Raw genomic sequence first — 24,009 nt, 5'->3', positions numbered from 1 at the left:
TTATCAAGACCTAAAAGCAAGAAAGCCTTAAAAAATAAAGGTGAGTACATATTAGTCATGTATAATATATACTTACCTTTATTTTCTTGTTACGCTAACATATAAATTAGTAATATWAGAAATGGTAATATTACTTTGGCAATTTTTATCAGCATATTCTTAATTGATAATCATGGAACATGGAATAAAGAACATCTATCTGTGAATAATATTACCTTTTTAACTTTGAGGCATGGTAGAAGAGCGCCAGAATAAAGAGCAGAAAAAGTAAGTAAAAAAGTAAGCCTTCTACAAAGAAAATTTAAATAACCAAGTTGGAATTTAAAAATTATTTCTTAGGAGTGATAGAGTGTCGACACCTGGTATCGGAGATCCATATTGGTATGAATGGTATGTGGGTCTAGAACAAGTTATTAAAATGATTAATTCAGATTACAATATATCTTATGTGATATTTCAATCAGATGTACATAATACTATTGATGATGTAGTAGTAGGATACGATGATAAAAAAGAAGTATGCTATCAAGTTAAGCATGAAGTTGGAGATATTGGGAAAGGTAATCTGACATTTTCAAAATTAATAGAAGCAACAACAAGAGAAAATGGAAGCAAGAAAATAAGTTTAATTAGAGCATTAGCTTTGGGTTGGGATGAAGCTAGAAAAAAAGAAGGAAAAGTTATAACACCAATTTTATATACTAATAGGAATTTAGGTAAGAACAAGTCAACAAGAACATTTGAAGGTGAAAAATACAGAGCTTTATCATTGGAACAATTTATAAGAAAAATAAAGCCTTTTGTTGAAAAAGCAAATTCAATTAGAGGTATTGAAAATTTAATAGAAGATAATGATTTGAAGTATCAATGGAGAGAATTACAAGCAGCCATTGGTGATGATTCAATAGTTATTGATTTTCTAAAAGCTATTCAAATAAGAGCTAATGAAGGTTCTTTAGAAGACCTAGAAAATTCTATGATTCAATCTTTACAAAATACTTTTAAGTGTAATCAGATTATAGCAAATGGTTTATTTGATAAACTATGTTCAAGTCTGAGGATTTGGACAACAACAAGAAGAGAGAATAAAGTTGAGATTACAATTGAGGATGTATTTGATGCTTTATCGTTAAATAACGACTTAGAACATGGAGAACATGAATTGCCTTATCCAATGCCTTTTTTTGAGAGTCGCCAAGAATTTGCTAATATGTTAATAACGAATATTAGAGAAAATAATCAAAAAGTGGTTTGGATTTCAGGTGAACCTGGAAGTGGGAAAACTAGTCTTATAAGTTATTTACAGTTGAAGCATAAATTTTTTACAGCTAGATATCATACTTTTAAACCCATATCTCCTGAACAAAAATTTTACAATTCCGACACTGGTTTATGTAAGCAGGAATCGTTGTGGAACGACTTGTTAATTCAATTGAGAACGAATTTTAAGGGAGAGCTTAATAAATATAAAATTCCTGTTACGAATGCACTTTGTACGGTTGAACAAATGCGTAATGAAGTAATTCGTTTAGCAAAGATTTTATATGAAAAAACAGGAAACAAAACAATCATTTGTATAGATGGTATTGATCATGCTGCAAGGGCTCACAATGAGATTACATTTTTAGATAGCTTATTTAGTCCCGAAGAAATTCCAGAAGGTGTTGTGTTTGTAATTGTAGGTCAGCCCGCACAGTTTTATGACCAGTATCCATTATGGTTAAAAAATAAAACTGAATACGTGGAACATTTTCAGATGCCCACTCTTGTACAAGGAGATATTAAGGAGTTACTGAATCAAAAAGAGATAACTCTAGACATAGATGTAAATATACTAGCAGAATTTATTTATGAAAAAACAAAAGGAAATAATTTATCAGTAGTGTTTGCTGTTGAAGAGGCCAAATGTTGTAATCAGATTGATGAATTCAGAAGAATTTTAGGTATAAAACATGTGAGTTCGGATATTACAAATTATTATAGCCATATTTGGAGATATGTGTCGGACTATTTAAATAAAAAAAATTTAGGGTTTGCTTTTCCTGATAAAGTCGTGGCAAGTGTAATTATATTATTAAATGGAAAATTAAACTCGAAAGTATTAAGTGAAGCAGTTAAAGGAAATCTGATTAAAGAAGATTGGGATGAATTATTGGAGTTACTTTATCCATTAGTTCAGAAAACTAAAAATAAAAATGAATACGCTTTATTCCATAATGATTTTAGAGTCTTTTTGATGGCTAATAACAGTAATACCGCTAAATATAGAAGTATAGCGCTTCAATTAGCTGAATATTATATGGAAAATGAATATTGTTTAGAAAGTTTAATGAATCTCATTCCGTTACTAATAAGTGCGGATAAGAAAGATTTAATACCAAAAGTTTTTAATATAGAGTATGTAATAAATTCATTAGCCTATGGGATGTCAAAAAGAAATTTGCAAGAATATGCAACCTTAGCTTATCAATCAGCTATAGAATTAAGAGATTGGAAAACATATCACAATGTGTATCTTGCTATAAATACATTGTGTCAACATTACCGTTATTTTGAATATTATCAAAGAGATTATAAACTTAAAGATAAATCATATGTTAAAATGCTAAATTCTTTCGAATTAAGAGTTGACGAATTAAATAAAGAGAATCTAGAAAATTATAGACATATGTTGGATTTTTGTGAGGATTTATTATCCTATAAGGAACCGATTTCGAATTTTAGAGCACGTTCTACTTTTAATTTATGGACTAAAGATTTATCTCCATCTTCTTTTATTAATATATTAAATTCTGACGCGAGTAGTTCAATTTTTGATCAAAATTTGATAGATGAAATAATGAGGAAGTGGGCTTGTTTAGCCGCGAAATTTAGTAATGAATACGCTAAAAGAGACGGTTCTATACATTCTAAAGAGGAAATACAAGCAATTTTAACCTTTAATGATGCTTATTTTGAATATTTATTAGAAATGAATAAAACAGATAAAGCCCTTGAAGTGGTCTATAACGGTGGCGTTTCATATAGTTGTATAGAAAAAAAATTATTAGAGATTTTATTTAATAATCAAATAAATATGTATAACGATATATTAAAAATAATAGCTAAAGATAGAACACTCACAAATGATACATTACTAGCCTTTGTTTGTTTAATTTATAATAAACAAAATATACCTGATTTTGATATTGGTGGGATTGATGAAATCACATATATTACAAACAAGACTAGTTTGAAAGCGATACTTTTATCAATTATTGTAGGATACCAGCAAACTAATAAAGATATTTCAATAGGAATGAGTTTAATAAATAACTTTATTAATGGAATTGAAAGGAAAGATGAAAATTATCAATATTTAAGCGATTTAATTCGTCATGGTTTTTTAATTGGAAGAACTATAGGAGAGTCCAATAAAGGGATAATGGATAGTTATAGTTCAAGTCTATTGTTAAAAAGTTATGAAGTATTTTTTAGTTATAAAAACAAAAGAGTAAGAACTTTTGATTTTAAAGAGGGATTTAACATTTTATTGTTTTTATCTTTAAATCAAAGTGACCTTTTTAAACGCATTGATAATGAATGTTTATATGACTTATTGGAATCTCATTTGTTTGAGATTAATTTGCTAGGTATGCATTATAAAACTATCATATTAGATTTCCTAGTAAAGAACAGAAAAAATGATATTGTAAAAAAATACTTGCTAGAATTATATGGGGAAAAGGGAGAGAAACTTTTTCTAGAAAGTAATTACGAAGAAACTCATGAATGTTTTAAAAAATATGGTGAAGTAGTAATACCCGAATTTATGAGTGAAATTAATGAAAAGTTAAAATGGGATGTTGTTAGTTATGTAGATCATAAGGAGTATGCTTTATGGCCACTATTAAAATATTTTAAAAAGATAATTAAACAAGATTCACAAGAATGGAAAACGCGAGGTTTAGAACTGTATAAATTATCTAGTATAGCAGATATAAAGGGTAGTAATAGAGCCTCGCACGATATACAAAAAGAAATTGCAACTGCTGCAGTAAAAAGTGGGATTAATGATATATGGCAAGTTAGACAACATGATGAAGAATTTCGTTTCTCGTTAAATTTAATATATAATCAATTATTTGATTTTGTGGAGATTGCTACTGATATTGAAGAATTAATTTCTATTTGGATATTAAGTTGTGGGATATTATCTTGGTATCACAAAGAAGACCGAGCAGGATTAAAACATATTTATTTCAAATGTATAAATAAAGGTAAAGAAATAGGCGCTGAAGAAATTGAAAACCTATTAGCGGATTTATCACCAGAACAAGTAAAGATTGCTCTTTATCAAGAAAGTAAGGAATATGTAAAAATACAAAATCAAACTGATTATGATCAAAGAAGAAAATTAGAAGAAAGTGAATTAAAAGCAATTCTAAGTGAAATGAAAGAGGAGGAAATAATAGAGTTTTTAAAACTTGAAAAGAATTCATTGATGAGATGGACTTCAATTAATATTGCTTGGGATATTATTGAAAATCGTGGTGAGATTTCTAAGGACATTACTGAAGAATTTACTGAAATTATTTTAAGTAGATTAGAGAGTTATTCTTGGGAAAATTCGGGGTGTATAAGCATTTTTGAAAAAATTAAAAATATATTAAAAGAAGATTTTTTATGGGATTTGGCGGAATATAATATAAAAAATCTTGATGACGATGACAATTATCATACTTGTAGCTCTAATATGGAGTTTCTGTTGCAATATGCAGGAGATTTATTATCTATAGATATTGTGAAATATATGTTCGATGAAGAGTTGAAATGTCATTATATGTGGCTAACTGGATGTGGACATATAAGCTTTAATTTTGAAATTGCTCCTTCAACCAGCTATTTACCTCAGCCTAAAGATATTAAGGAACTGGTTTGTAATATTCTAATGGAACAAATTATAACTAGAAACATTCATAGAATTGAAATCTGCTTACAGGGATTACAATTATTTATTGAAAAATATCCAGAAATGTTTAAGTTTCTGTCAGAATCATGGGAATCATATACTGATGAGCAAAAGGAATATTTAATAAAATTATCAGAAAGATGGTCTCAAGAAAATATGGAAGGTTTTAATGTTATATATCCTTGCATTTTAAAAGAATATGAATATACAAATGAGTTGGATAAGAAGATTCAATTATATTCAATTATTAAAACGTACGTTTCCATTTTAGATGGCAATAAAGAAAGGGAGATTATGTATGAAGCTAAAAAAATTCAATATGAGATAGATACCGATTATCCATCAATATTTGACAAATCAAAAATAAGTAGCACGGCAAAAACTTTTTTACGAGTAATGGAAGAATTAACTTGGGATTCTAATGATGATATAAGATATTTCTTACAGAATGAGAAGGTAATAACGCGAGATCCGAATTTAAGTAATACATCTAGAGCAGGCGATTCTATGCTGTACCCAAAATCCTATACAGATTTAGATATGAAAGTTTTATATGGTGAAGAAAAAAAGAATAGATGGTTGAATATTCCTTTATCTATAAAAGCTCAAGCTTTATTGAATACGGATGATGCCTGGGTAATTTCGAAAATACCAAAGGTTACCTATGAAATGGAATGGTATATAGAAAAAGAATTAAAAACATATATTGAAGAAGGATCTTTGTCGAAATGTAAACCATATTTAAAAAGCATTATAAATAAAGAGATACCTGAAGATATGGATGTTATAGGTGGAGTACTTTGGTATCCGTTTGGCAGCAAAGATGGAGTTATTTATACAGAAACTGCTAAGTTGATTCAAAGTAATATTTTGATTAAAGATTTATCTATTATCAAAGCATTGAATCCAAGAGAAATAGTATCAAATTTATTAGAAGAAGACGAAGGTTTATTTATAATAGAAGAGGAGTATCCTGATAGTAATGGAATTTGTCTAACAAATGAAATTGTTGGAGCGGGTGCATTTATATATGGAAATACAATGCTATATCCATCGTCTTTAATAACAGAAGTATTAGATATATATCCTTCTAAAGATAATGCACTAGTATGGCAAGATAACGAAGGGAATAAAGTTATGTATTTTGAACGGTATGTAAACCCAATTAGAGAAGCTATTCAAGAACATTATTTTAGACAGCCATTAATGGGTAGATGGTTATGTAAAAAAACATTGATAGATAGGTTAGTTAAAGAAGATGGGCTGACATATTATAAAGTTGATAAGATAGAAATGATGCCAACATTATAATTAAGGGGTGTTTGGCTTTAAATCAAACTTTTTATAAAAACTAAGTCTATTCTAAAATCAAACCCACGCATTTTGATCAATCCTTTTTCATAATACGTGGGTTTCTTCTACTATAAAATCAACATTCGCAGTGCACTTTTAATCAAACTTTATTTCAAACCAACACTATTTTTTTACACAGTTTATTCATAGATTCGTTTTTAAAGGGGGATAAACAGAAATGGAAGAGTATTTTTATTATAGAAACTTTAAGATGGGTATTGAACTCGATATAGCAGGTGATTTTATATTTGATGGGATTAATAGTCTTAAATCTATGGAAAGTTTCGAAGTCGAAAGTGAGGTTTTTTCATTTTTATATCATATTTCTGTAGGGATTGAAAGGATCCAAAAAATAATAATAGTATTAAGCGAGGAAATAAGGGACATAAAAGAATTTGAAGAAAGCTTGAAAACACATAGTCATAAAGGCTTGCATGATCGAATTAGAGGAAAAAGAAAAGTTGATTTTAATTCTAGACAAAACAGATTTTTGGATTTAATTTCCGATTTTTATAATAATAGTAGATATAATAATTATCTTGTAAGTGGTGATATTAACAAAGATATAATCGCTGTAAATGAATTTTTAGACAAACACACACAAGAAATTCAAGAGGTAAACTATTTCGAAGAGAATCTAGATAGACGTAAAGAAACATTAGGTAGGGTGATTGGTTCCATAGTTAAAACCTATTACAATATTATTCAGGAAATTTGTAGTGAAAAAAATATTTATACTGATGAAATAAGATATGATTCAAAAGCTCTACAAATTTTTCTTCCTGAATACCGTAAGAACTCTTTAGTTACTATTAATAAAGATGAAGTTATTGCTATGAAGGAGTTACTAATTTATTTAGCTAATTCTGAACAAAATAATGAATTTATGGACTTTTTAAGAAGTATTGAACCCTTAGATATTGATGTTGCAAATATAAAAGAGTATTTATGTGCCATTGTAATTGGTAAAGTACCGCAAGATTTGATTTATGAAATAGAAGAACTCTACTCTGAGGAAAACATTAAGGAAGATATTAAAAATAGATTGGCACAATTAAATGTGATTGGAAATAAACGTATATATTTTTATGATGAATAATATAAAAAATTAATGAACAAAAAGGGATTGTATAACGCTATAAGATTCCCTTTTTGTGTTTTTTTATACTTTAATTATATGGTACATAAAAGGCAATATAGCGCTATTGAAACTTTGAAACGAAATTGAGGATACTATCTCTAAAACGAAAAGTATTAATCCCATTTGACGCTCCTCACACTTATTTTTGCCTTATTTTAATATCCTCAACTGAACAGGGACTTTTATGTTTTGCGACATAAATTAGGGGAGATTTTCATTCTTCCATGAGAATTGAAGAACCAACTTTATATTTTAATGTGTTTCTAATGGTATTTTCCCAATATCCGAAACATCTTTATGTTCGTATTTTATCACTTCAAACCTGGTATTCGTAAAGTAATTGTATCGAAACCATAAGGTGGCATCATAGGCCCTTCGTAAGTAACAATTTGAACGGTAATATCGTATTTATCATTGTATTGATTTCGGACAATATCAACAATTCTTGGTGAATCAAAAAGCCTTGATTCACCATAATACGTTTTTGTTGCATTGAGTATCTCTGTTCCAATCGCTCTCAGAAATGTTTGTTCCAATATAGCTTCGTTGCCGACCGTAGGAAGTTTTTTTTCTCAGTTTTAACGACTTTCCAGGCGTTATTTTCTTTTCCTAGCGTATATAACAGATTTAATCCATCTAATTTGACTGCGTGTATATAAGCAATGTCTTCTTTAACATAAATCCTTGGTTCCCTAACCCATGTCCAAATATCACCCTGTAATACAGATAAAACTGCCTTACCTAAAGGTGAAACTTGTCCTTTATCATTATAGAAGGGAAATTCTCTGAAGAAGTATATATCTTTAACCCCGTCCTAAATTTAGAATCGGGTTATGCTTGTTTGAGCTTTTAAAATTAAATAACTTTATTGTCATTTTACATCCGCTCCGTTAACTAAAAAAGAAGGGAACATCGTTCCCTTAAATCTTTCTATAAACTTCCGCATAAGCAACCTTCAATTGTTCACGAAATTTTTTGTTTTCTTCCTCTAACTTCTTAATTTTGCGTTTGAGAGAAGCAATAATGGCATCCTTGTTGTTCTCATCCATCTCTCTCTTAATCTGCTTAGGAGTAGGAATTTGTGATTGCTGCTTACGCAGGGATTCAATTTGTTTCCGTATTTCGACATTGTTGTAGAGAGTTGCTTTGGCTACGCCAGCCTCGCTTGCCACGCTATTAAAATTGATAGGTTCACAGGCTCGTAAGAGCCTCTGGATGGCTTCATCGACCTTTTGATAAGTGGCAGCCTTCCGCGATGCATGGATTGCTTTTAAATGTTCTTTACGGTCATAGTTAGTCATTTTCTACACCTTGCTTTCGTTTCATTCGTTCCATTCTGCCGAAAATAACTTTCCCTTCCTGAAGTTTTGTTAAAATCTCTTTATAACGCTCCAAATTTCTAGAACCTTTCTCCATAATGTCTTCGCGTCCATTTTTTTTTGCCAATTCCATATTTCTAGAGGTTCTTTTGATATGATCCTCATATTTTCCGATATCGAAATCGGAAAATCCAATTGCTAGGTCCTTACAAGGGGTACCTCCTTTACCGCACGTTAAACAAGGCGCCTCCTTCATATAAGGGCAATCGCCACTTAAACGAGCGTGACACGTTCCATAGTTATTTTCCATCGCGTTTAATTTATGATTTTGCCAAAGAGCTTGCAGGATATCCTCTGGGATATTTTCGCCCTCCTTAATTTCTTGCACCTTACCATTCGAATTGAAACGATGGAATCCACCTTTGTTAACGATAGATTCAAATGACTTTCGTTTCGTGTCATCCAACAATTTGGCATACCGCAAGGTCATTTCAGGCGAGGCATGCGCCAATAGTTCTTGTACAGTTAGAATATCTGCACCACCATTCAACATTATGACGGCGTAGGTATGGCGAAATTGATGAAGTCTAAAGTGGAATAGTTTTCCATTCTCATCTACAATGTTCTTTACTGCTGCTAGTATGTTTAATTGGTTTTGAACCCATTTTTGACCATAAGGCTTCCCTTTCCGAGAGCCACGATAACGAACGAAAATAAACCCTTCGGGGTTATTCTCTTGGTTGCTATTTTCCTTGGATTTGTGAATGAGAACCGCAAGGATGTTTGCCAGTTCTTCATCGATCGGGATTCGGTGTCCTTGTACATTGGTCTTCTCAATGTCCGTGACAATGGAGTATTTACCGTTAATCCGCTCCAAACAATCAGAGGTCAATCCCAAAACATCTGAAATCCGCAGACCCGTCTTGTAAGCTGTTAATACCACAGGAATGACCTCTTTGTGTAAGTCATCGATGTGCGCGAAGAGTTGTTCTAACACATGGTCAGGAATGTAATCAATTTGGTCAATCGATTTCTTTTTTAACTTCGGTTTATCCTCTGGAAAGAGTAACAATCGTACAGGAGTTTCGGGAGCGATATCGTATTCATATCGCTCGATATCTTCCAAGAACTTTCCCGTGTAGGTCAGTGCTTGTGATATATATAGTTCAGGATGAGCATTTTTTTGGGTCAAATTACTTCTGGCGTATTCATGTAACCATTGAATATACCGTTCCATATGCGATCGTTTCAATCCTTTTAAATTCGTCCATGAAGGTTCTAAGGAAAATATAAGTGACACGAACTTTGGCAAATATTGTAGATATACTCGAGCTGTACTCGATGAGAAATGATTCTTACTAAGTAAGCGTTGTTTGAAATATTTTTTAATATGCTGACGCATTTCCACTTGTTCAATTTTGGTGAAATCAAGGTAATACTCAGCCTTGGTCTTGTTATAGTTAATTCCATATTTGTCATGTAACACCCGCATATCCCATCGATCTTTCTCCCATTCTTCACGCCTATCAGTCAGCGCAAAAAAATTGGAATGAATAATTCGTAAAAAGTTTGCTGCGTGTGATTTATGTGTAAGAACACCATATATGTCATGTTTTTTATTTGTGTGTGTTGGAATCCCTTGCTGTTCTAGCCAAAACCACCATTCCCGTTCTGTTTGGTCGATATCCAAACTAAGAAGGGAGGGAAGGTTAGGGTATTTTTCGTTGAGAAATGCTGTTAACTTTCGTAACCACGGTGCTTGCGCTTTAAAAACACTACCTAATGACCATTCTTCCTTAAATAATTTCTGATACCAAACATATTTCACTTCCAAGTTGACAGTCGCACTATTGATTTGAAAATGCACATTCTGTCTTCCTTTACAAAAATTCTTCGCTATCTCCTGAAATTGTGGAATGTTTTCCAAAAAGCTAACATTCCAAATGTCGTTAACCACGAAGTAGGGGTCTTTCACGTGATGGGTGTCAACAGAGCCATCTTTCGCTATGGTCTTTACAGGATAACTCGACAGTTCGCGCTGCAATTGCTCATGAAACCCAAGTGGTTCTGTATCAATCTGATAAGTTTGTTTCATTCTTTCCCGCCATTCTGTTGTTTAGTTTGAAATGCGCCCTGTGCCTTTTCCCAATCCTTGCGGATGTCTTCGGCCGAAAGATGAAGGTACAGGTTCATGGTCGTTTGGATTTGTGAATGACCTAGGCGCTCTTGCACCTGTTTAATATCTTTCGTCTCCTGATAGTATATCGTCGCGTGCGTATGACGAAACAGGTGAGGGTGGACATCAATTCCTGTTTTTTGTCGCAACCGTTTGAACAGAGCTTCTACATCCTTGTAGGTCATCGGTTTACCCGTGTTCTTACCGCGCAGTTTGACGAACACAAAATTGGTTTTGAATTCCAATTCGTCAACGACATCGTACATGTAGTCATCGTATAAGTCCATGAGGTCCTGAGAAACAAAGATTTCTCGTTCCCCTGTTTTCAGTTTCGCACCGTTCTCTAATTCCCCGCGATCCGTCAGACGAATACGATGCCCTTTTTGATGACTAAACTTGAAATCCTCTAAAAATAAAGAAAGAGTCTCTCCAATTCTTAATCCCGTCTCAAACAAGAGCTGGATGAGAAATTTGTCCCGTATATTCGTTGTTGCCGCTAAGACTTGTTCTACCTGTTCAATTGTAAGTGTCTGCACCCTCTTGCGAGGTTCTTTTACCTTCAACACATTCCGCGAAGATGGCTTGTCTTTGTTGACATGGTGAAGGAAACTCTTATACCGCGTTCTCCCGCCTGTAAAGACCTGACGTATCAATTTCTCTTCCATATCACGCGGCAACTCTTCATTTCGATACAAATAGTCATAGAAGTTTGTAACAACGGTGACCGTAAGGTTCACTGTCCTTTCTGTTTTCTTTGCCTTCACAGGTCGAAGGGGCATTATCTGGGTGCTCTCATACGGATTCCGAAGCCATCCCACAAACTCCACCAAGTCCTCTAATCTTATGTGCTTGTAATCTCTCTCTGTTTCCTGTAAGTACAGGAAATACTGTTTGAGTGCATAACAGTACGTCTTTTGTGTGTTACTGCTTTTCCCTGTAACATCCAAAGACTTGAGGTACTTCACCACAGGAATCACAGGAATCCCATCTGAATCTACTAATATATATCTCTTTCCATACTCTAGGATCACCTCTTGTACACGCATAGATCTTCACCTCTTAACCCTTTTTTACGCTCGGTCACTCGACCTTGCTACGCCTCCCGCTGTGGGCTACGTTCCCTAACCTAAATATACGAACGTAAGTTCTTTTATTATTGTATACATAATAGACCATCTTTTCGAGCACTAATTATGGAGTATATCATGTAAGAAAAAAGCGGATATATGCCTTTATATTGGACATAGTATCCGCTTCTAATTATAGTCTGTTTAAATAGTTATTTGGGGTCCTTTGACACTTTCATTTGATACGGTGCTGAATGTGTACTAATGTTTGCTGCGTGATTAGGTTACATTGCTATACTGATTACAAATTCAAAAAGACCTTTGAGTTCTACCTATTGTTTTGTGAGTGGCCCCAAAAAGAAGGAATCGTTGCCGTGCCCCTATATAGGAAACTACAAGATAAATCATAATAAAAATACCCGCCCGAATTGGAAAATTTTTCAGATGTGGCGGGTTATTCTTTGAATCGTTGCCGTACCCCTTATCTTTTATGGTCTGCTTTTGCTACATATTTATCTTGGACAATTTACAGCATGAATTGATAAATTACAAAAACTTGAGCATAATTAAAAATGCTCAAGTTTTTGTATTGTTTGGTTTTTATCAAGAAAATGTAATAAATACAACCAAAAAAATTAAACATGTTTTTAACAATATCTTGGATAGTCACTGCTTTAATTCATTTAACTCTTGCATACATTCTTGAACAAGTGTGACCGCCTGACTCATGGTAGCTCCCCCGCCAAATGCAGCTGTTACGCCAATGATCTCAAGAATTTCCTGCTCTGAAGCTCCTTGATCTATACATCCTTTAGTGTGATAAATAATGCAATACTCATCCTGAGAGTAAAGGCTTATCCCTAAAGCAACCAATTGTTTTACTTTTTTTGATAATGTACCTTCTTTAAAGCATTCCTCTGTAAAAGAATTAAACTGTTCAGCCAGTTTTGGCATTTTTTCCGTAAATAAACCCAACCCATGTTTATATTGAAGAAGTGCAGATTCAGTAGTATTTCTACCTTCAAATTCCATATTTAATCAACCCCATTTCTAGTATTTATAAAACATACGTTAGTATGAGCTTAAAGTACTTTGATTAATCATGTTTGACATTATGTAATTTAGGGGGGCATCTTTACTTTTCAAAAATAATTCTTCTAAAATAAACAGATAAATTTTACATATATTCATATAAAAGTTCTTGTACATCAATTCAATCATTCAATAGAAATAGTAAGATTTTTTGTATACATGTATAGCGTATGACTACCTTCTCAGCATAATATATACCTAATTTGAATTTTCACATGAGCATATCTAAGTTTTGGGTATAGAAAAGGCAAGCATTTAAATATGCTTGCCTTCGTTCTAACGACGATGCTCGACTAAATCAATTACCCCTAAAACAACATGAGCTAAACCAAATCCAAATACCGTATTAGCAATCATCTTATTAGAACCACGTGTYTGCTTAAGTGCATAACCTGCAGCTGTGACCGCTGTACCTAATGCAGTTGGAATTAATCCTTCACGAATATCCATCGTAATATCCTCCTAGCATCGTAGTTAGTAAAACATGTAGTATTTCACAATAAAATACTAACATAAAAATTAGTATGGTCGCTTTTTATATAAATATGTAAACACCAATATCAAGGAAATATATATAACTAAAAATCCTGAATTAATGTCCCAATCCATTCCAATAAAAATCTACAATGCTTACAGCTAAATCATCTATATTGGCAATCAGTGGCTTTTGATTTACATCTTTGTAATCACCTAAGTATAGCAAAGCAACAAAGGCATGAGTACTTAAAAGCGAGTGCCCTTTAGGGATTTCACCTTTTTGCATCGCTTTGTGTATTGCTTGATCCAATACTTCGTACATTTTATCTTCAGCTTTTTGCATTTGTATTAAGTGATTCTCTGAAAGAGATATTTTTGCATCTTTCATGAAACTCTTGATATCAATGTTCAGTGTTGCGGTTAAATGAACTTTTGCAACATCAAGTAATCGCTCCTTAAGCGGCTTACTTGTTGAAAGAATTTTATGCATATTATCTCTAATGCGTGCCATCATTTGAATCATTGTATCCGTAAAAAGATCAGCTTTTGTAGCATAGTAATAATAAACAGTTGCCTTTGTTACATCGCACTCTTTTGCAACATCTTCCATAGAGACAATTTGATAACCTTTACTTAAAAACAGCTTTGTAGCAATATCAACAATTTTATCTTTTGTAGATTTTGTATTTTTATTTTGAGGTGGTCTTCCTAAAGGACGTTGTTTTTGTTCCAATATCATTCTCTCCTGACTCTTCATAATTTAAAATATTATAACATATTAGTTGAATAGCACTTGATTAATTAACTAACCAGTATATATAATTAATTCTAAAATTAGTAAGAAAGGTGGAATATCATGAAAAAACATCCTCTTTATACATGGGGGAAATATGTCGGTGGACCAAAAGCAAGGTGGATTACCCTTTTTGTATGGGTCTTGTTGACACTTGTTTTATCGTTTACTTGGCCAGCTGTGAATACCGTTGAAGATGAGACAGCCCCTAATCTTCCTGAAACGGCTATGTCACAACAGGCTAATAATATAATTAAGAAAGAATTTCCGAATGACTCAGGAAACCCTGTGCTTATTGTTTGGCATAAAGATGAAGGTTTAGAAGAGAAGGATTTTAAGAAAATTCAAGATACTTATCAAAAACTTAGAAATTCGCCATTAAAGGGGCAATCAACGTTACCACCTTTTGATACCATACCGCACCAAGCGTTAGCAAAAAATGTTTCAGAAGATGGTACGTCTCTTGTAACTCCTGTGTTTTTTGATAAAACTGTAGGGACAGATATGCTGCAGGAGAATATGGCTGAACTGCAGATTGTCATAAAGAATACAGTGGAAGATGATCCATTTAAAAGAAAGATTTCTGATTCTGGTTTGCATGTACGTCTATCAGGGCCAGTTGGTATTCAGACTGATGCAGTAAGCATATTTAGTCAGGCTGATGTGAAATTATTGGTTGCAACTGTATTACTTGTTTTAGCTTTACTTATTCTTCTTTATCGTTCACCGCTATTAGCAATCTTACCTTTAATTGTAGTTGGGTTTGCTTATGGAATAATTAGTCCAACTTTAGGTTTTTTAGCTGATAAAGGATGGATTACTGCTGATGCGCAAGGAATTTCAATTATGACTGTACTATTATTTGGAGCTGGTACGGATTATTGTCTATTTCTAATTTCAAGATATCGAGAGTTTCTTCTTGTGGAGCGAAATAAATTTAAAGCGCTACAGCTTGCAATTAAAGAATCAGGTGGAGCTATCATTATGAGTGCTCTTACCGTTGTAGTAGGATTAGGTACTCTATTACTTGCTCATATAGGTTCTTTCCATAGATTTGCAGTACCTTTTAGCGTGGCTGTTTTCCTTATGGGAATCGCTTCTTTGACAATTTTACCAGCATTATTAGCTATTTTGGGGAGAGTAGCATTTTTCCCATTCATCCCAAGAACAAGAGAAATGAATGAAGAATATGCTAAGAAAAAAAAGAAAACAATCAAGGTAAAGGAATCGAAAGGGTTCTTAAGCAAAAAACTTGGAGATCTTGTTATTCGTAAACCATGGACAATTATCCTGCTAACACTATTCTTATTAGGTGGATTGGCTTCATTTGTTCCACGTATCCAATTTACGTATGATTTAATAGAATCATTTCCAAAAGATATGCCTTCACGTGAAGGATTTAATTTAATCTCTGATCATTTTTCACCTGGTGAGTTAGCACCTGTACAAATTGTTGTTGATACAAAAGGAAAAGATGTACCTATCAAAGAAGAATTAACAAAACTTTCTTTTATAGATCAAGTAACAGAACCAGTGCAAGGGAAACAGAATAATCAATTACAAATGTTTGAAGTTTCAATAAAAGATAATCCGTATTCTATTGAGGGGATGAATAAAATCCCTGAGTTAAGAAAAAGTTTCAAACAGGTAATGAAAAATGCTGAAATAAGTGATGCTAATAACCACATATGGATTGGAGGAGAAACGGCTACATTATACGATACGAAACAAACAACTGAACGTGATCAAAATGTGATTATTCCTGTTATGATTGGTATTATCGCATTATTATTACTTGTATATTTACGTTCTGTTGTGGCGATGATCTACTTAATTGTAACAGTGGTATTATCATTCTTCTCTGCATTAGGGGCAGGATGGTTACTACTTCACTATGGTATGGATGCTCCTGCAATACAAGGAGCGATTCCTCTATATGCATTTGTGTTCTTGGTAGCATTAGGAGAGGACTATAACATATTTATGGTTTCTGAAATATGGAAAAACAAAAGAAGCCAGCCACATCTTGAAGCAGTCAAAAACGGGGTGGTTCAAACAGGTAGTGTTATTACGTCTGCTGGTTTAATCTTGGCAGGAACATTTGCTGTATTAGCTACTTTACCAATCCAAGTACTTGTTCAATTTGGTATTGTTACAGCAATAGGAGTACTACTGGATACATTTATAGTAAGACCTCTTCTTGTTCCTTCACTTACAGGCGTTTTAGGCCGTTTCGCTTTTTGGCCTGGAAAGATTCGGAAGAAGGAAGAGACAAAAAAAGTAGATGCTTGATAATATAATAAAATTAAAAAAACAAGGAAACTTTGATTGAACTGTACCCCGAATCGTGGACACTTAAAAAAAGTCCATGCTTCGGGGTTTTTGTGTATTTTTACACTCATTCCTCGTTATAATGGCAACAATGATAAAAGTGAGGTACGGGAAATGAGTAAAATTATTTTTAATGAAATGCAAATGAAACAACTAGAAAAGAATGAAAATGTCGTAAAGGTATCAGAACGTTCTATCACCTATCGTGCTGATTTTAAGGTGAAGGCTGTGAAAGAAAATCAAATTGGAAAAGGGAAGAAAGCTTATTTATCTTGCGTAAAAGATAGTACGACACGAGAGATTTTAGCTTATCATGTTTCCACTTCTTTACAAATGGATATCGTCTATCAAACACTAGACAAATTAAAAGATAGATTAGGAGATACCATTCATCCTGAAGCACTTTTACACTCAAATCAGGGTATCCACTACACGCATCCGGAATTTCAGTGCCGTGTAAAGGAAATGGGTTTGAGACAGTCTATGTCACGTAGAGGAAACTGTCTAGATAATGCCCGAATGGAATCCTTTTTCGGTCATATGAAAGATGAATTAGACTACAAGTGCTGTCAAACGTTCCAATCTCTTCAACTGGTAATCGAGAAGTATATGCAAGATTATAATTATGATCGTTATCAATGGACACTCAAAAAGATGGCTCCGGAACAATAGGAACCATCTTTTAAGTACCTAATTTTTAAAGGTCTTTTTATTAAACTGTCCATTTTATAGGGTACAGTTCAGATTTCCCTTGGTTTTTTATTAGAAATAAAATATGTATACAAAATAAAAGTAGTATCTAAATACTAATTATTTTTCAAATTTCCGTTTTTTGGTGTTCTTTGTCTTCAATATCAGTTTCTGGCATTCCGTACAATCCATTCATGGCTTGTTCTACTGGTTGAAGTTCAGTTTTTGTAGTATCTGATTTTAAGTTTTTTGAGTCGTTACTCTTTTCTTCTTTAGAATGTGAAAAATTCATTCTTACACCTCAAAACACTATATTTTTAAAAAATAAAAAACGTATGAAAGAGTTTGGCAGATAAACAAATGTATTATCTGCCAATTGAATGACCAATTATTTGAGCTATTGATGTAATAGCATATACATAGTATGTCATCTTTTCTAGAAAATATGTGAGATGATATAGAAAATTTGTACGTTAGGTGTGGATTCAGGAGATTTCTACCAAATGCACAATAATCAATTTGTTTTTCTCAAATACAAAAGAGGCCGTGGAAGTCTGGTTTGATAAAAATAATTAATACTTTTATGGGAAACAAAAGATATAATAGGGAGGCTTTTTCGTGAAGAATTGCTTTAAAGCAAGTATATATTCTATACTCAGTATAATATTTATAGGAACAATTTTCTTTATTACTTATGTATAAATTAATTGATATATATATATAAGAATCCAAGTGGATTCTTTTAATTAATGTCTTCCCGTACTTATCATTGTATCAATAAAATCCTTAATAAATTCTTTTTGATTGATTTTTAACCCAATCCGCACCCCTGTAGTTTTTGCACCTGGACGAAAATCAGCAACAGTTTGTCCTCTAAAATATTTTACATCTACTTCTACTTTACGGTACATGTATTGAAAAAATTGAGAATTGGCCAATGCACTCATTGCAACAACATCGTGTAAAGGTGCTCCTTTAATACTTGGATTTAATTTTTTATAAGCACTGTAATAATAATCATAGATTGGTTTAATTAACAATTTAAATGGGATATTTGTCTGTTCCACAATGTAATTTACTTGGCTTGGAAGCAAAATAGGCCTCACCATATCAAAAAAAGAAAATTGTACGTTTAGACACAATTTGGACGCAATTTAAGGTGTTTACTGTACGCTAAGCCTATTATCCTATTAAATAGGGGTACGGCAACGATTACTTCTTTTTTGAGCCACTCACAAAAGTGGTCTTTTTTTATGCGATTTTACTATACCGAATGTGACTTCGGTGCAGTTATTCAGTAAAAAGTTAGTGGTTTTCTTTACCGAACACGTAATTTCTAACTTTAATTTCACTTTACCGAATACAAAAAATTAAAAAAGTAGACCTATTTAGTATATTTTTCTCGAGTGGCTCCAAAAGTAACGAATGGTTGCCGTATGCCATACATAGATGCTTCAGCACTCTTAAGCCTAAAATAAAAATCGCATATAGTATTATTAACATATAGAGACAGTCGCATTAGAAAGACATCTTCAACTGGGGAAGATGCCTTTCTTGCTTATTAAGTCAATTATATAGAAGCAACCTCTTTAAGCTTATCAGATTCAACTTTATTTAAAACTGTATGTTCGGCTTTGAAATTTATTACATCAGCACCATTTTCGTTAAAGTATACTGTTACACTTAATGCTGGCATGCCTTCGTTACTATCATTAATTTCGAGAACTAAATCTGGTTCTTTTCCTCTTACATCAAAATCCTTATTAACATCCCATTTTTTTTCGTTAAAAACACCATTAATAATACGAATCTTTTTGTCGTCATCTGTGTTCTTGAATTGGATTTCGGCGTTTTCGATGGGTTTTCCAACAGACAAAATAATATTAGATGAATTTTCATTTTTACATGATGTTAGTACAAACAGCAGGCACAATAATAATAAGAATCGAAGAATATCTTTCATATAATCACCTTCCTTTAGTTATATGTATGGTTTTTATACATATATTATTCGATTCTATCAATAGCAAACCTCAAAAATAAAAAAGCGTATTTGCTTCACCATTAGGAAACAAACACACTTTTTTAATAATTAAGGGGCTATTTTCATATATCCATATCCACTATTAAAATATTTGTAATGTTCATTGCTGTTTGATACGGAGAATCCCATAGAAATACTACCTGTATTTACACCCGCGCTATATGTCCTAGTTGTAGTACCATAATTAAAGAAATCTCCTATTACTAGATATTCTAAACCTTTTTGATCATTATTCCATGCTTTTACTTCACCTTGAAATTGTTTAACAGTACCATACTGATCCTGTCTGTCTAGACCCGCATAATTGATGTTACCAATCCATCCGAAACTTCCATCACGACATTTTTCAACTATTGTATATAGGTATGGGTAATAAAATTTACCAGTATCTAATTGCTTAGTAGCTTCACCATAACCACAAGTTCCCAATGTTTGAAGGTTATTCGGATTTTCAGCCTTTACTTCTTCAATAGGACGTCCACTATGTTTAGCTATACGTTCCATCGCCTCTTCGTATGTTAAATCTTGGAATGTTGTTGTGCTGTCGATTCTTTGGATATTGCCAGCAGCTGAGGCAGGATCAATACCTAGTAAGGACCAAACAAACATAAATGCCAATGAAATACTAAAAAAATTTTTCGTTTTTCTCCTCCTTTTGCAATATTAAAACTCAATCCAATAATATACTAAATTTTCTAAAAATGAAATATTTTACAATTAATCTATTTATTCTAATTTCCTCTTGGATATTCTATCTTATTTTATGTTCGTAAAGGTATACCTTTACGGACATAACCTTAAGTCTTATAAAATCAAGGTTTGTTCCGTTTATAAACATGTTACAAAACATTTATAAATTCCTTAGCGTACAATTTTCTTAAAATGATATGGTGACCCCAAATAGCTGAATTTGTTATATTTAAAGGAATCATTGTTAAATTTTTTGATTGATTAATTACAAATTGAGTTGAAACTGGATCTCCATATGCATTTGCCTCTGCTACGGGTGTGACATTTCCAGGTTGTAGAAATACCCCAGACATAATATATACTTCTTTTATACTCTGCATCATTTCTTTCCAAAGGTTTAAAGCAATTGCGAGAGAGGTAGATCTACCTACATCAACAATTGTTAGTTCTCCCTTGTACTTTTCAACAATTGATGGGATTAGACTAAAGTCATGAATGGGAATAGATGCTACACTTTCTGGTGGCTGAATAGGCCCAAGCCCTTCCTCACCATGTATTTCTGGATAATAAGCAGTAAACCCATTAAAGAATGGTAAAGTAGCGCCGCTTATAACAGGAATATCTTTTCGTCCAGCTAATTGCAAAAGATAAACAGCATTTCTAGTAGTTTGTTCTTTGGTAACATTTCCATAACTCGTAACAATTCCAACAATTTCAATCTTAGGATTTAACAGACCATATATGATAGCTAAGGAATCATCAATACCTGGATCTCCAAATAATAGTACTTTCTTCAAAATACCTCTCCCTTCTTAGATAACCAAATTTCACAAAAAAACTTATAACATGTATATGCGAGATGTTCTCTTTAAATCTAAAATTTCTTAAAAAAATATTATAATTAGGCAGTTTTCTATAGTTGTTATGTAATTACTATCTATGACAATTCGAATTTAATTTTAAAACGATATACAGTTATAATTAATTATCGTAAGCGAATCCAGAACCTTACTATTTTATAAATAGAAAAACGTTCGTGAAAATCACTTAATTATACGAATGTGACTTCATTTTTTGGTACTTGGGGGTATTAAAATTTCTTAAATTAAAGGGCATGTATGGTGACCCCTAATAAGAAAAGACACCCTCTCGAGTGTCTTTCTCTGACTTGAACCACTTCAATTTAATATGAATATATCCGTATTTTTCCCCAGTTATACGTGTAAACACATCCTATAAAACAGAATCAATTATTTATACCAGATTGTTAGTGTACAAATACAAGAGAATTGAGATCAATGTAGAATGACACCACATCTATAAAGTTAATTTATTGATGTGTTACGCCTTTAAAAACGAATCTGCTTTATAGAATGTATCCACAAGTAATATTTTACTACATTTAATATTCGGTTGGTTTAATTTTTTAAAAATTATGCAATATTTCATAATTTTTAAATTGCACAAGAAAGATATAACCTATTTCTCTTATATTCTCTCTCCTATTTTGAAACAAGTCCTATGAGACGCTGTGAAATACTTTTACATCAGGTTCAATAATTTATCCCAATAGAGTTTACCTAATTGGGATAGCTTTTTTAAAAATATTATTAAATTCTGTATTCAAAGTTGTATTCATATGATTAATTACCGTTTTATGGATATCTTATAGCGGATAAGAACAGTTACCTTGTCACTAGGCCTACAATGAATTACAGCAATTGCTCACCATTACATAAAATTTAATTGGATTTCACCTAATTTATTATTCGTTACGAATCTTTGCAACAGAACCATAATGAACATCAATTTATAAAATTGAGTTAAATAAAACAAGGAAAGATTGTTGAGAAAATTAATATATCTCTTTAAAAGTTACGGAATATTCAGTAATATTACAAAAACACGGGAGGTGTATCATGAAACGATTTTTGAATGGGGTATTATCTGTGATATTTATTATTACTTTATTTGGGTCACCTGTAAAGTCAAAGGCAGCTGAATCAATCGTAACAGAGCCTATTATCCTTATTCATGGTTTAGCCGGATGGGGAAGAGATGAATTATTTGGTTTTAAATATTGGGGAGGTTTTAAAGATATTGAGACAAATTTAAATCAACAAGGATATAGGACATATACAGCTTCAGTTGGTCCATTCTCAAGTAATTGGGATCGTGCAGTTGAATTATATGCATACATAAAAGGTGGAACAGTAGATTACGGTGCGGCACATGCAAAAGAACATGGACATGCTCGCTATGGGAGAAGGTATCCTGGAATCTATAGTCAATAGAGCGAAGAACATAAGGTTCATTTCGTTGGACATAGTATGGGAGGGCCAACGGGAAGAGTATTACTTCAATTATTGAGAGAGGGCAGTGCAAAAGAACAGGAATATGCAAAACAACATCCAGAAGAAGGGATTTCTTCTTTATTTGATGGGAATAAAAATTGGGTACAAAGTATTACAAGCATCGGTAGTCCTCATAATGGTTCTACATATGCAGATAAAGAAAATGTGACATCGTTTTTTAAAAAATTCATATTAAAGATTGCTAGTTTGTCAGGAAGTAATCCTGAAACTTTTGTGTATGATTTTAAATTAGATCACTGGGGATTAAAACGTCAGCAAGGGGAAAATTTCTTACAATATGTAGATCGTGTGTTTAATAGTACTGTTTGGAAGAGTAAGGATATTAGTGCTTATGATTTAACGACAGTTGGCTCTAAAGAGTTAAATCAATGGGTAAAAACCTTTAATGATGTTTATTATCTCTCTTATACAGGAGATGCGACGTATCCTTCATTAGTGACAGGACATGCTTTGCCTATACTAACAATGAATCCACTTATGCTTATGTCTAGTATGCATATTGGTAAGTACACAAGGGAAAATCTAGAACCATTTATTACTAATGATTGGTGGGCAAATGATGGACTTGTAAGTGTGGTTTCTGCTCAGTATCCACCATTGGGACATCCAAATCAAGCATATACTGAAAAGGCTCAAAAAGGTGTCTGGAATTATACAGCCACAAAAAAGAATTGGGATCATATTGATTTTCTAGGAATTGATATCGAAGATACATTAGGGATTAGCGATATTTATTCATTCTATAATGAAGTCGTTGGAAATATAGGTCGTTTATCAGTAAAGTGAACTTACTACCTTTATTCCGAGCATAGTTGAGGTAAGTTGCCATCTTGAATAGATGTTAAGTAGATCCCTGGATATGGCATATAAATGCATGCCTATCAACTTAAGAATGGAAACAAAATGAACTTTCGTTCAAATAATCTAAAAAACTCTTAAAACACTATTTGGGGTACAGCCGCATGCCCATCAACTTAAGAGTGGACACAAGATGAACTTTCGTTCATATAACCAAAAAACTCTTAAAATATTTGGCATCTTTAAAAATGAGCATACCAAATACGGTTCTGGTGCAAAGATAAAATAAAAGAGAATATAGCCCATATATTTCTAGCGGAATTCTATTTTATGCTGTAAGCCCAAACAATCGATGGATGAATTCTTTCTGGTTTTGGACAGACTGATCCCGTAAATCAATCTGTTCTTTTTTTACCATATGCATAGCTTCTATTCCAGAAATAATGGATGTAGCTGTGTGAAAGGATTTCAATCCTAACATCGAACGAACTCGCTTTTTAATAAACCGATGATCTTGTTCTACTATGTTATTGAGATATTTCACTTGCCTTAGTTGGATGCCTAATGGCATCTTTTTTTCYTTTCTCAATTCTTCAACTGCTATAGGRTAAGCTGGATTCTTATCGACTGTCACGACACGAGGCTCAGAAATATGAAAAGACTGCAAAGCTTYCTTGAAGAATCGCTTTGCAGCCTTGTGGTTTCTTGCTTT

14 protein-coding genes and 5 pseudogenes are annotated in these 24,009 nt (G+C 32.6%); 6 read left to right on the top strand and 13 right to left on the bottom strand.

Going from position 1 to position 24,009, the window contains the following annotated elements; genetic code table 11:
• The first annotated feature begins 349 nt into the window (after positions 1–349).
• A complete protein-coding gene (locus AC1DIT_RS18925) occupies positions 350–6,262 on the top strand; it encodes an ATP-binding protein (RefSeq protein ID WP_016132786.1) in 5,913 nt (1,970 codons plus the stop codon).
• Positions 6,263–6,482: 220 nt separating this feature from the next.
• The gene (locus AC1DIT_RS18920; RefSeq protein WP_016132787.1) at positions 6,483–7,403 is read left to right on the top strand and encodes a hypothetical protein; all 921 of its coding nucleotides are present in this window, start codon (positions 6,483–6,485) and stop codon (positions 7,401–7,403) included.
• Positions 7,404–7,756: 353 nt separating this feature from the next.
• On the opposite strand, the gene AC1DIT_RS18915 is transcribed toward AC1DIT_RS18920, so the two are convergent.
• The 4 genes from AC1DIT_RS18915 to AC1DIT_RS18900 all read right to left on the bottom strand — a co-directional run bounded on the left by AC1DIT_RS18915 (position 7,757) and on the right by AC1DIT_RS18900 (position 11,986).
• Positions 7,757–7,981: a DUF3888 domain-containing protein gene (locus tag AC1DIT_RS18915; protein WP_229161663.1), complete on the bottom strand. Its 225-nt coding sequence runs from the start codon at positions 7,979–7,981 to the stop codon at positions 7,757–7,759.
• Positions 7,982–8,365: 384 nt separating this feature from the next.
• Positions 8,366–8,746 (bottom strand): DUF6262 family protein, encoded by a 381-nt coding sequence (locus AC1DIT_RS18910; protein WP_016132788.1) that lies wholly within the window; start codon positions 8,744–8,746, stop codon positions 8,366–8,368.
• Positions 8,739–10,859, bottom strand: coding sequence for a tyrosine-type recombinase/integrase (locus AC1DIT_RS18905; RefSeq protein WP_016132789.1), 2,121 nt, complete (start codon positions 10,857–10,859; stop codon positions 8,739–8,741). The genes AC1DIT_RS18910 and AC1DIT_RS18905 overlap by 8 nt, the downstream gene beginning before the upstream one ends.
• The gene (locus tag AC1DIT_RS18900; protein ID WP_016132790.1) at positions 10,856–11,986 is read right to left on the bottom strand and encodes a tyrosine-type recombinase/integrase; all 1,131 of its coding nucleotides are present in this window, start codon (positions 11,984–11,986) and stop codon (positions 10,856–10,858) included. The genes AC1DIT_RS18905 and AC1DIT_RS18900 overlap by 4 nt, the downstream gene beginning before the upstream one ends.
• A 455-nt stretch (positions 11,987–12,441) precedes the next feature.
• Here AC1DIT_RS18900 and AC1DIT_RS18895 point away from each other — a divergent pair.
• Positions 12,442–12,549: pseudogene (locus AC1DIT_RS18895) on the top strand (hypothetical protein); the annotation flags it as partial.
• 124 nt (positions 12,550–12,673) lie between these two features.
• Here AC1DIT_RS18895 and AC1DIT_RS18890 read toward each other — a convergent pair.
• From AC1DIT_RS18890 to AC1DIT_RS18880, 3 genes are all read right to left on the bottom strand, one after another.
• Positions 12,674–13,039, bottom strand: a complete 366-nt coding sequence (locus AC1DIT_RS18890; protein WP_006096975.1) for a carboxymuconolactone decarboxylase family protein — start codon at positions 13,037–13,039, stop codon at positions 12,674–12,676.
• Between the two features lie 336 nt (positions 13,040–13,375).
• Positions 13,376–13,549, bottom strand: coding sequence for a hypothetical protein (locus AC1DIT_RS18885; protein ID WP_006096976.1), 174 nt, complete (start codon positions 13,547–13,549; stop codon positions 13,376–13,378).
• A 142-nt stretch (positions 13,550–13,691) separates the two neighbouring features.
• A complete protein-coding gene (locus AC1DIT_RS18880) occupies positions 13,692–14,315 on the bottom strand; it encodes a TetR/AcrR family transcriptional regulator (RefSeq protein WP_006096977.1) in 624 nt (207 codons plus the stop codon).
• A gap of 117 nt (positions 14,316–14,432) precedes the next feature.
• Between AC1DIT_RS18880 and AC1DIT_RS18875 the strand changes: the two genes are divergently transcribed.
• Together AC1DIT_RS18875 and AC1DIT_RS18870 are read left to right on the top strand one after the other, a co-directional pair.
• The gene (locus AC1DIT_RS18875; RefSeq protein ID WP_016133408.1) at positions 14,433–16,661 is read left to right on the top strand and encodes an MMPL family transporter; all 2,229 of its coding nucleotides are present in this window, start codon (positions 14,433–14,435) and stop codon (positions 16,659–16,661) included.
• Positions 16,662–16,952: 291 nt separating this feature from the next.
• A pseudogene (locus tag AC1DIT_RS18870) lies at positions 16,953–17,394 on the top strand (transposase); the annotation flags it as partial.
• Between the two features lie 123 nt (positions 17,395–17,517).
• Here AC1DIT_RS18870 and AC1DIT_RS18865 read toward each other — a convergent pair.
• The 5 genes and pseudogenes from AC1DIT_RS18865 to AC1DIT_RS18845 all read right to left on the bottom strand — a co-directional run.
• Positions 17,518–17,682: a DUF4021 domain-containing protein gene (locus AC1DIT_RS18865; protein ID WP_016133409.1), complete on the bottom strand. Its 165-nt coding sequence runs from the start codon at positions 17,680–17,682 to the stop codon at positions 17,518–17,520.
• A gap of 454 nt (positions 17,683–18,136) precedes the next feature.
• A pseudogene (locus AC1DIT_RS18860) lies at positions 18,137–18,487 on the bottom strand (nucleoside hydrolase); the annotation flags it as partial.
• 473 nt (positions 18,488–18,960) lie between these two features.
• Positions 18,961–19,353: a hypothetical protein gene (locus AC1DIT_RS18855; protein WP_016133411.1), complete on the bottom strand. Its 393-nt coding sequence runs from the start codon at positions 19,351–19,353 to the stop codon at positions 18,961–18,963.
• A gap of 129 nt (positions 19,354–19,482) precedes the next feature.
• Positions 19,483–20,043, bottom strand: a complete 561-nt coding sequence (locus tag AC1DIT_RS18850; RefSeq protein ID WP_016133412.1) for a hypothetical protein — start codon at positions 20,041–20,043, stop codon at positions 19,483–19,485.
• 290 nt (positions 20,044–20,333) lie between these two features.
• Positions 20,334–20,921 (bottom strand): annotated as a pseudogene (locus AC1DIT_RS18845) (nucleoside hydrolase); the annotation flags it as partial.
• A gap of 1,122 nt (positions 20,922–22,043) precedes the next feature.
• On the opposite strand from AC1DIT_RS18845, the pseudogene AC1DIT_RS18840 reads away from it, so the two are divergent.
• Positions 22,044–23,285: pseudogene (locus AC1DIT_RS18840) on the top strand (esterase/lipase family protein).
• Between the two features lie 340 nt (positions 23,286–23,625).
• On the opposite strand, the gene AC1DIT_RS18835 reads toward AC1DIT_RS18840, so the two are convergent.
• On the bottom strand, positions 23,626–24,009 hold a 384-nt coding region (locus tag AC1DIT_RS18835), incomplete at its 5' end, for a DDE-type integrase/transposase/recombinase (protein ID WP_476998346.1).

It is taken from the genome of Bacillus sp. 05T22, assembly GCF_056396765.1.
This window is presented reverse-complemented; position numbering and strand designations above follow the sequence as displayed.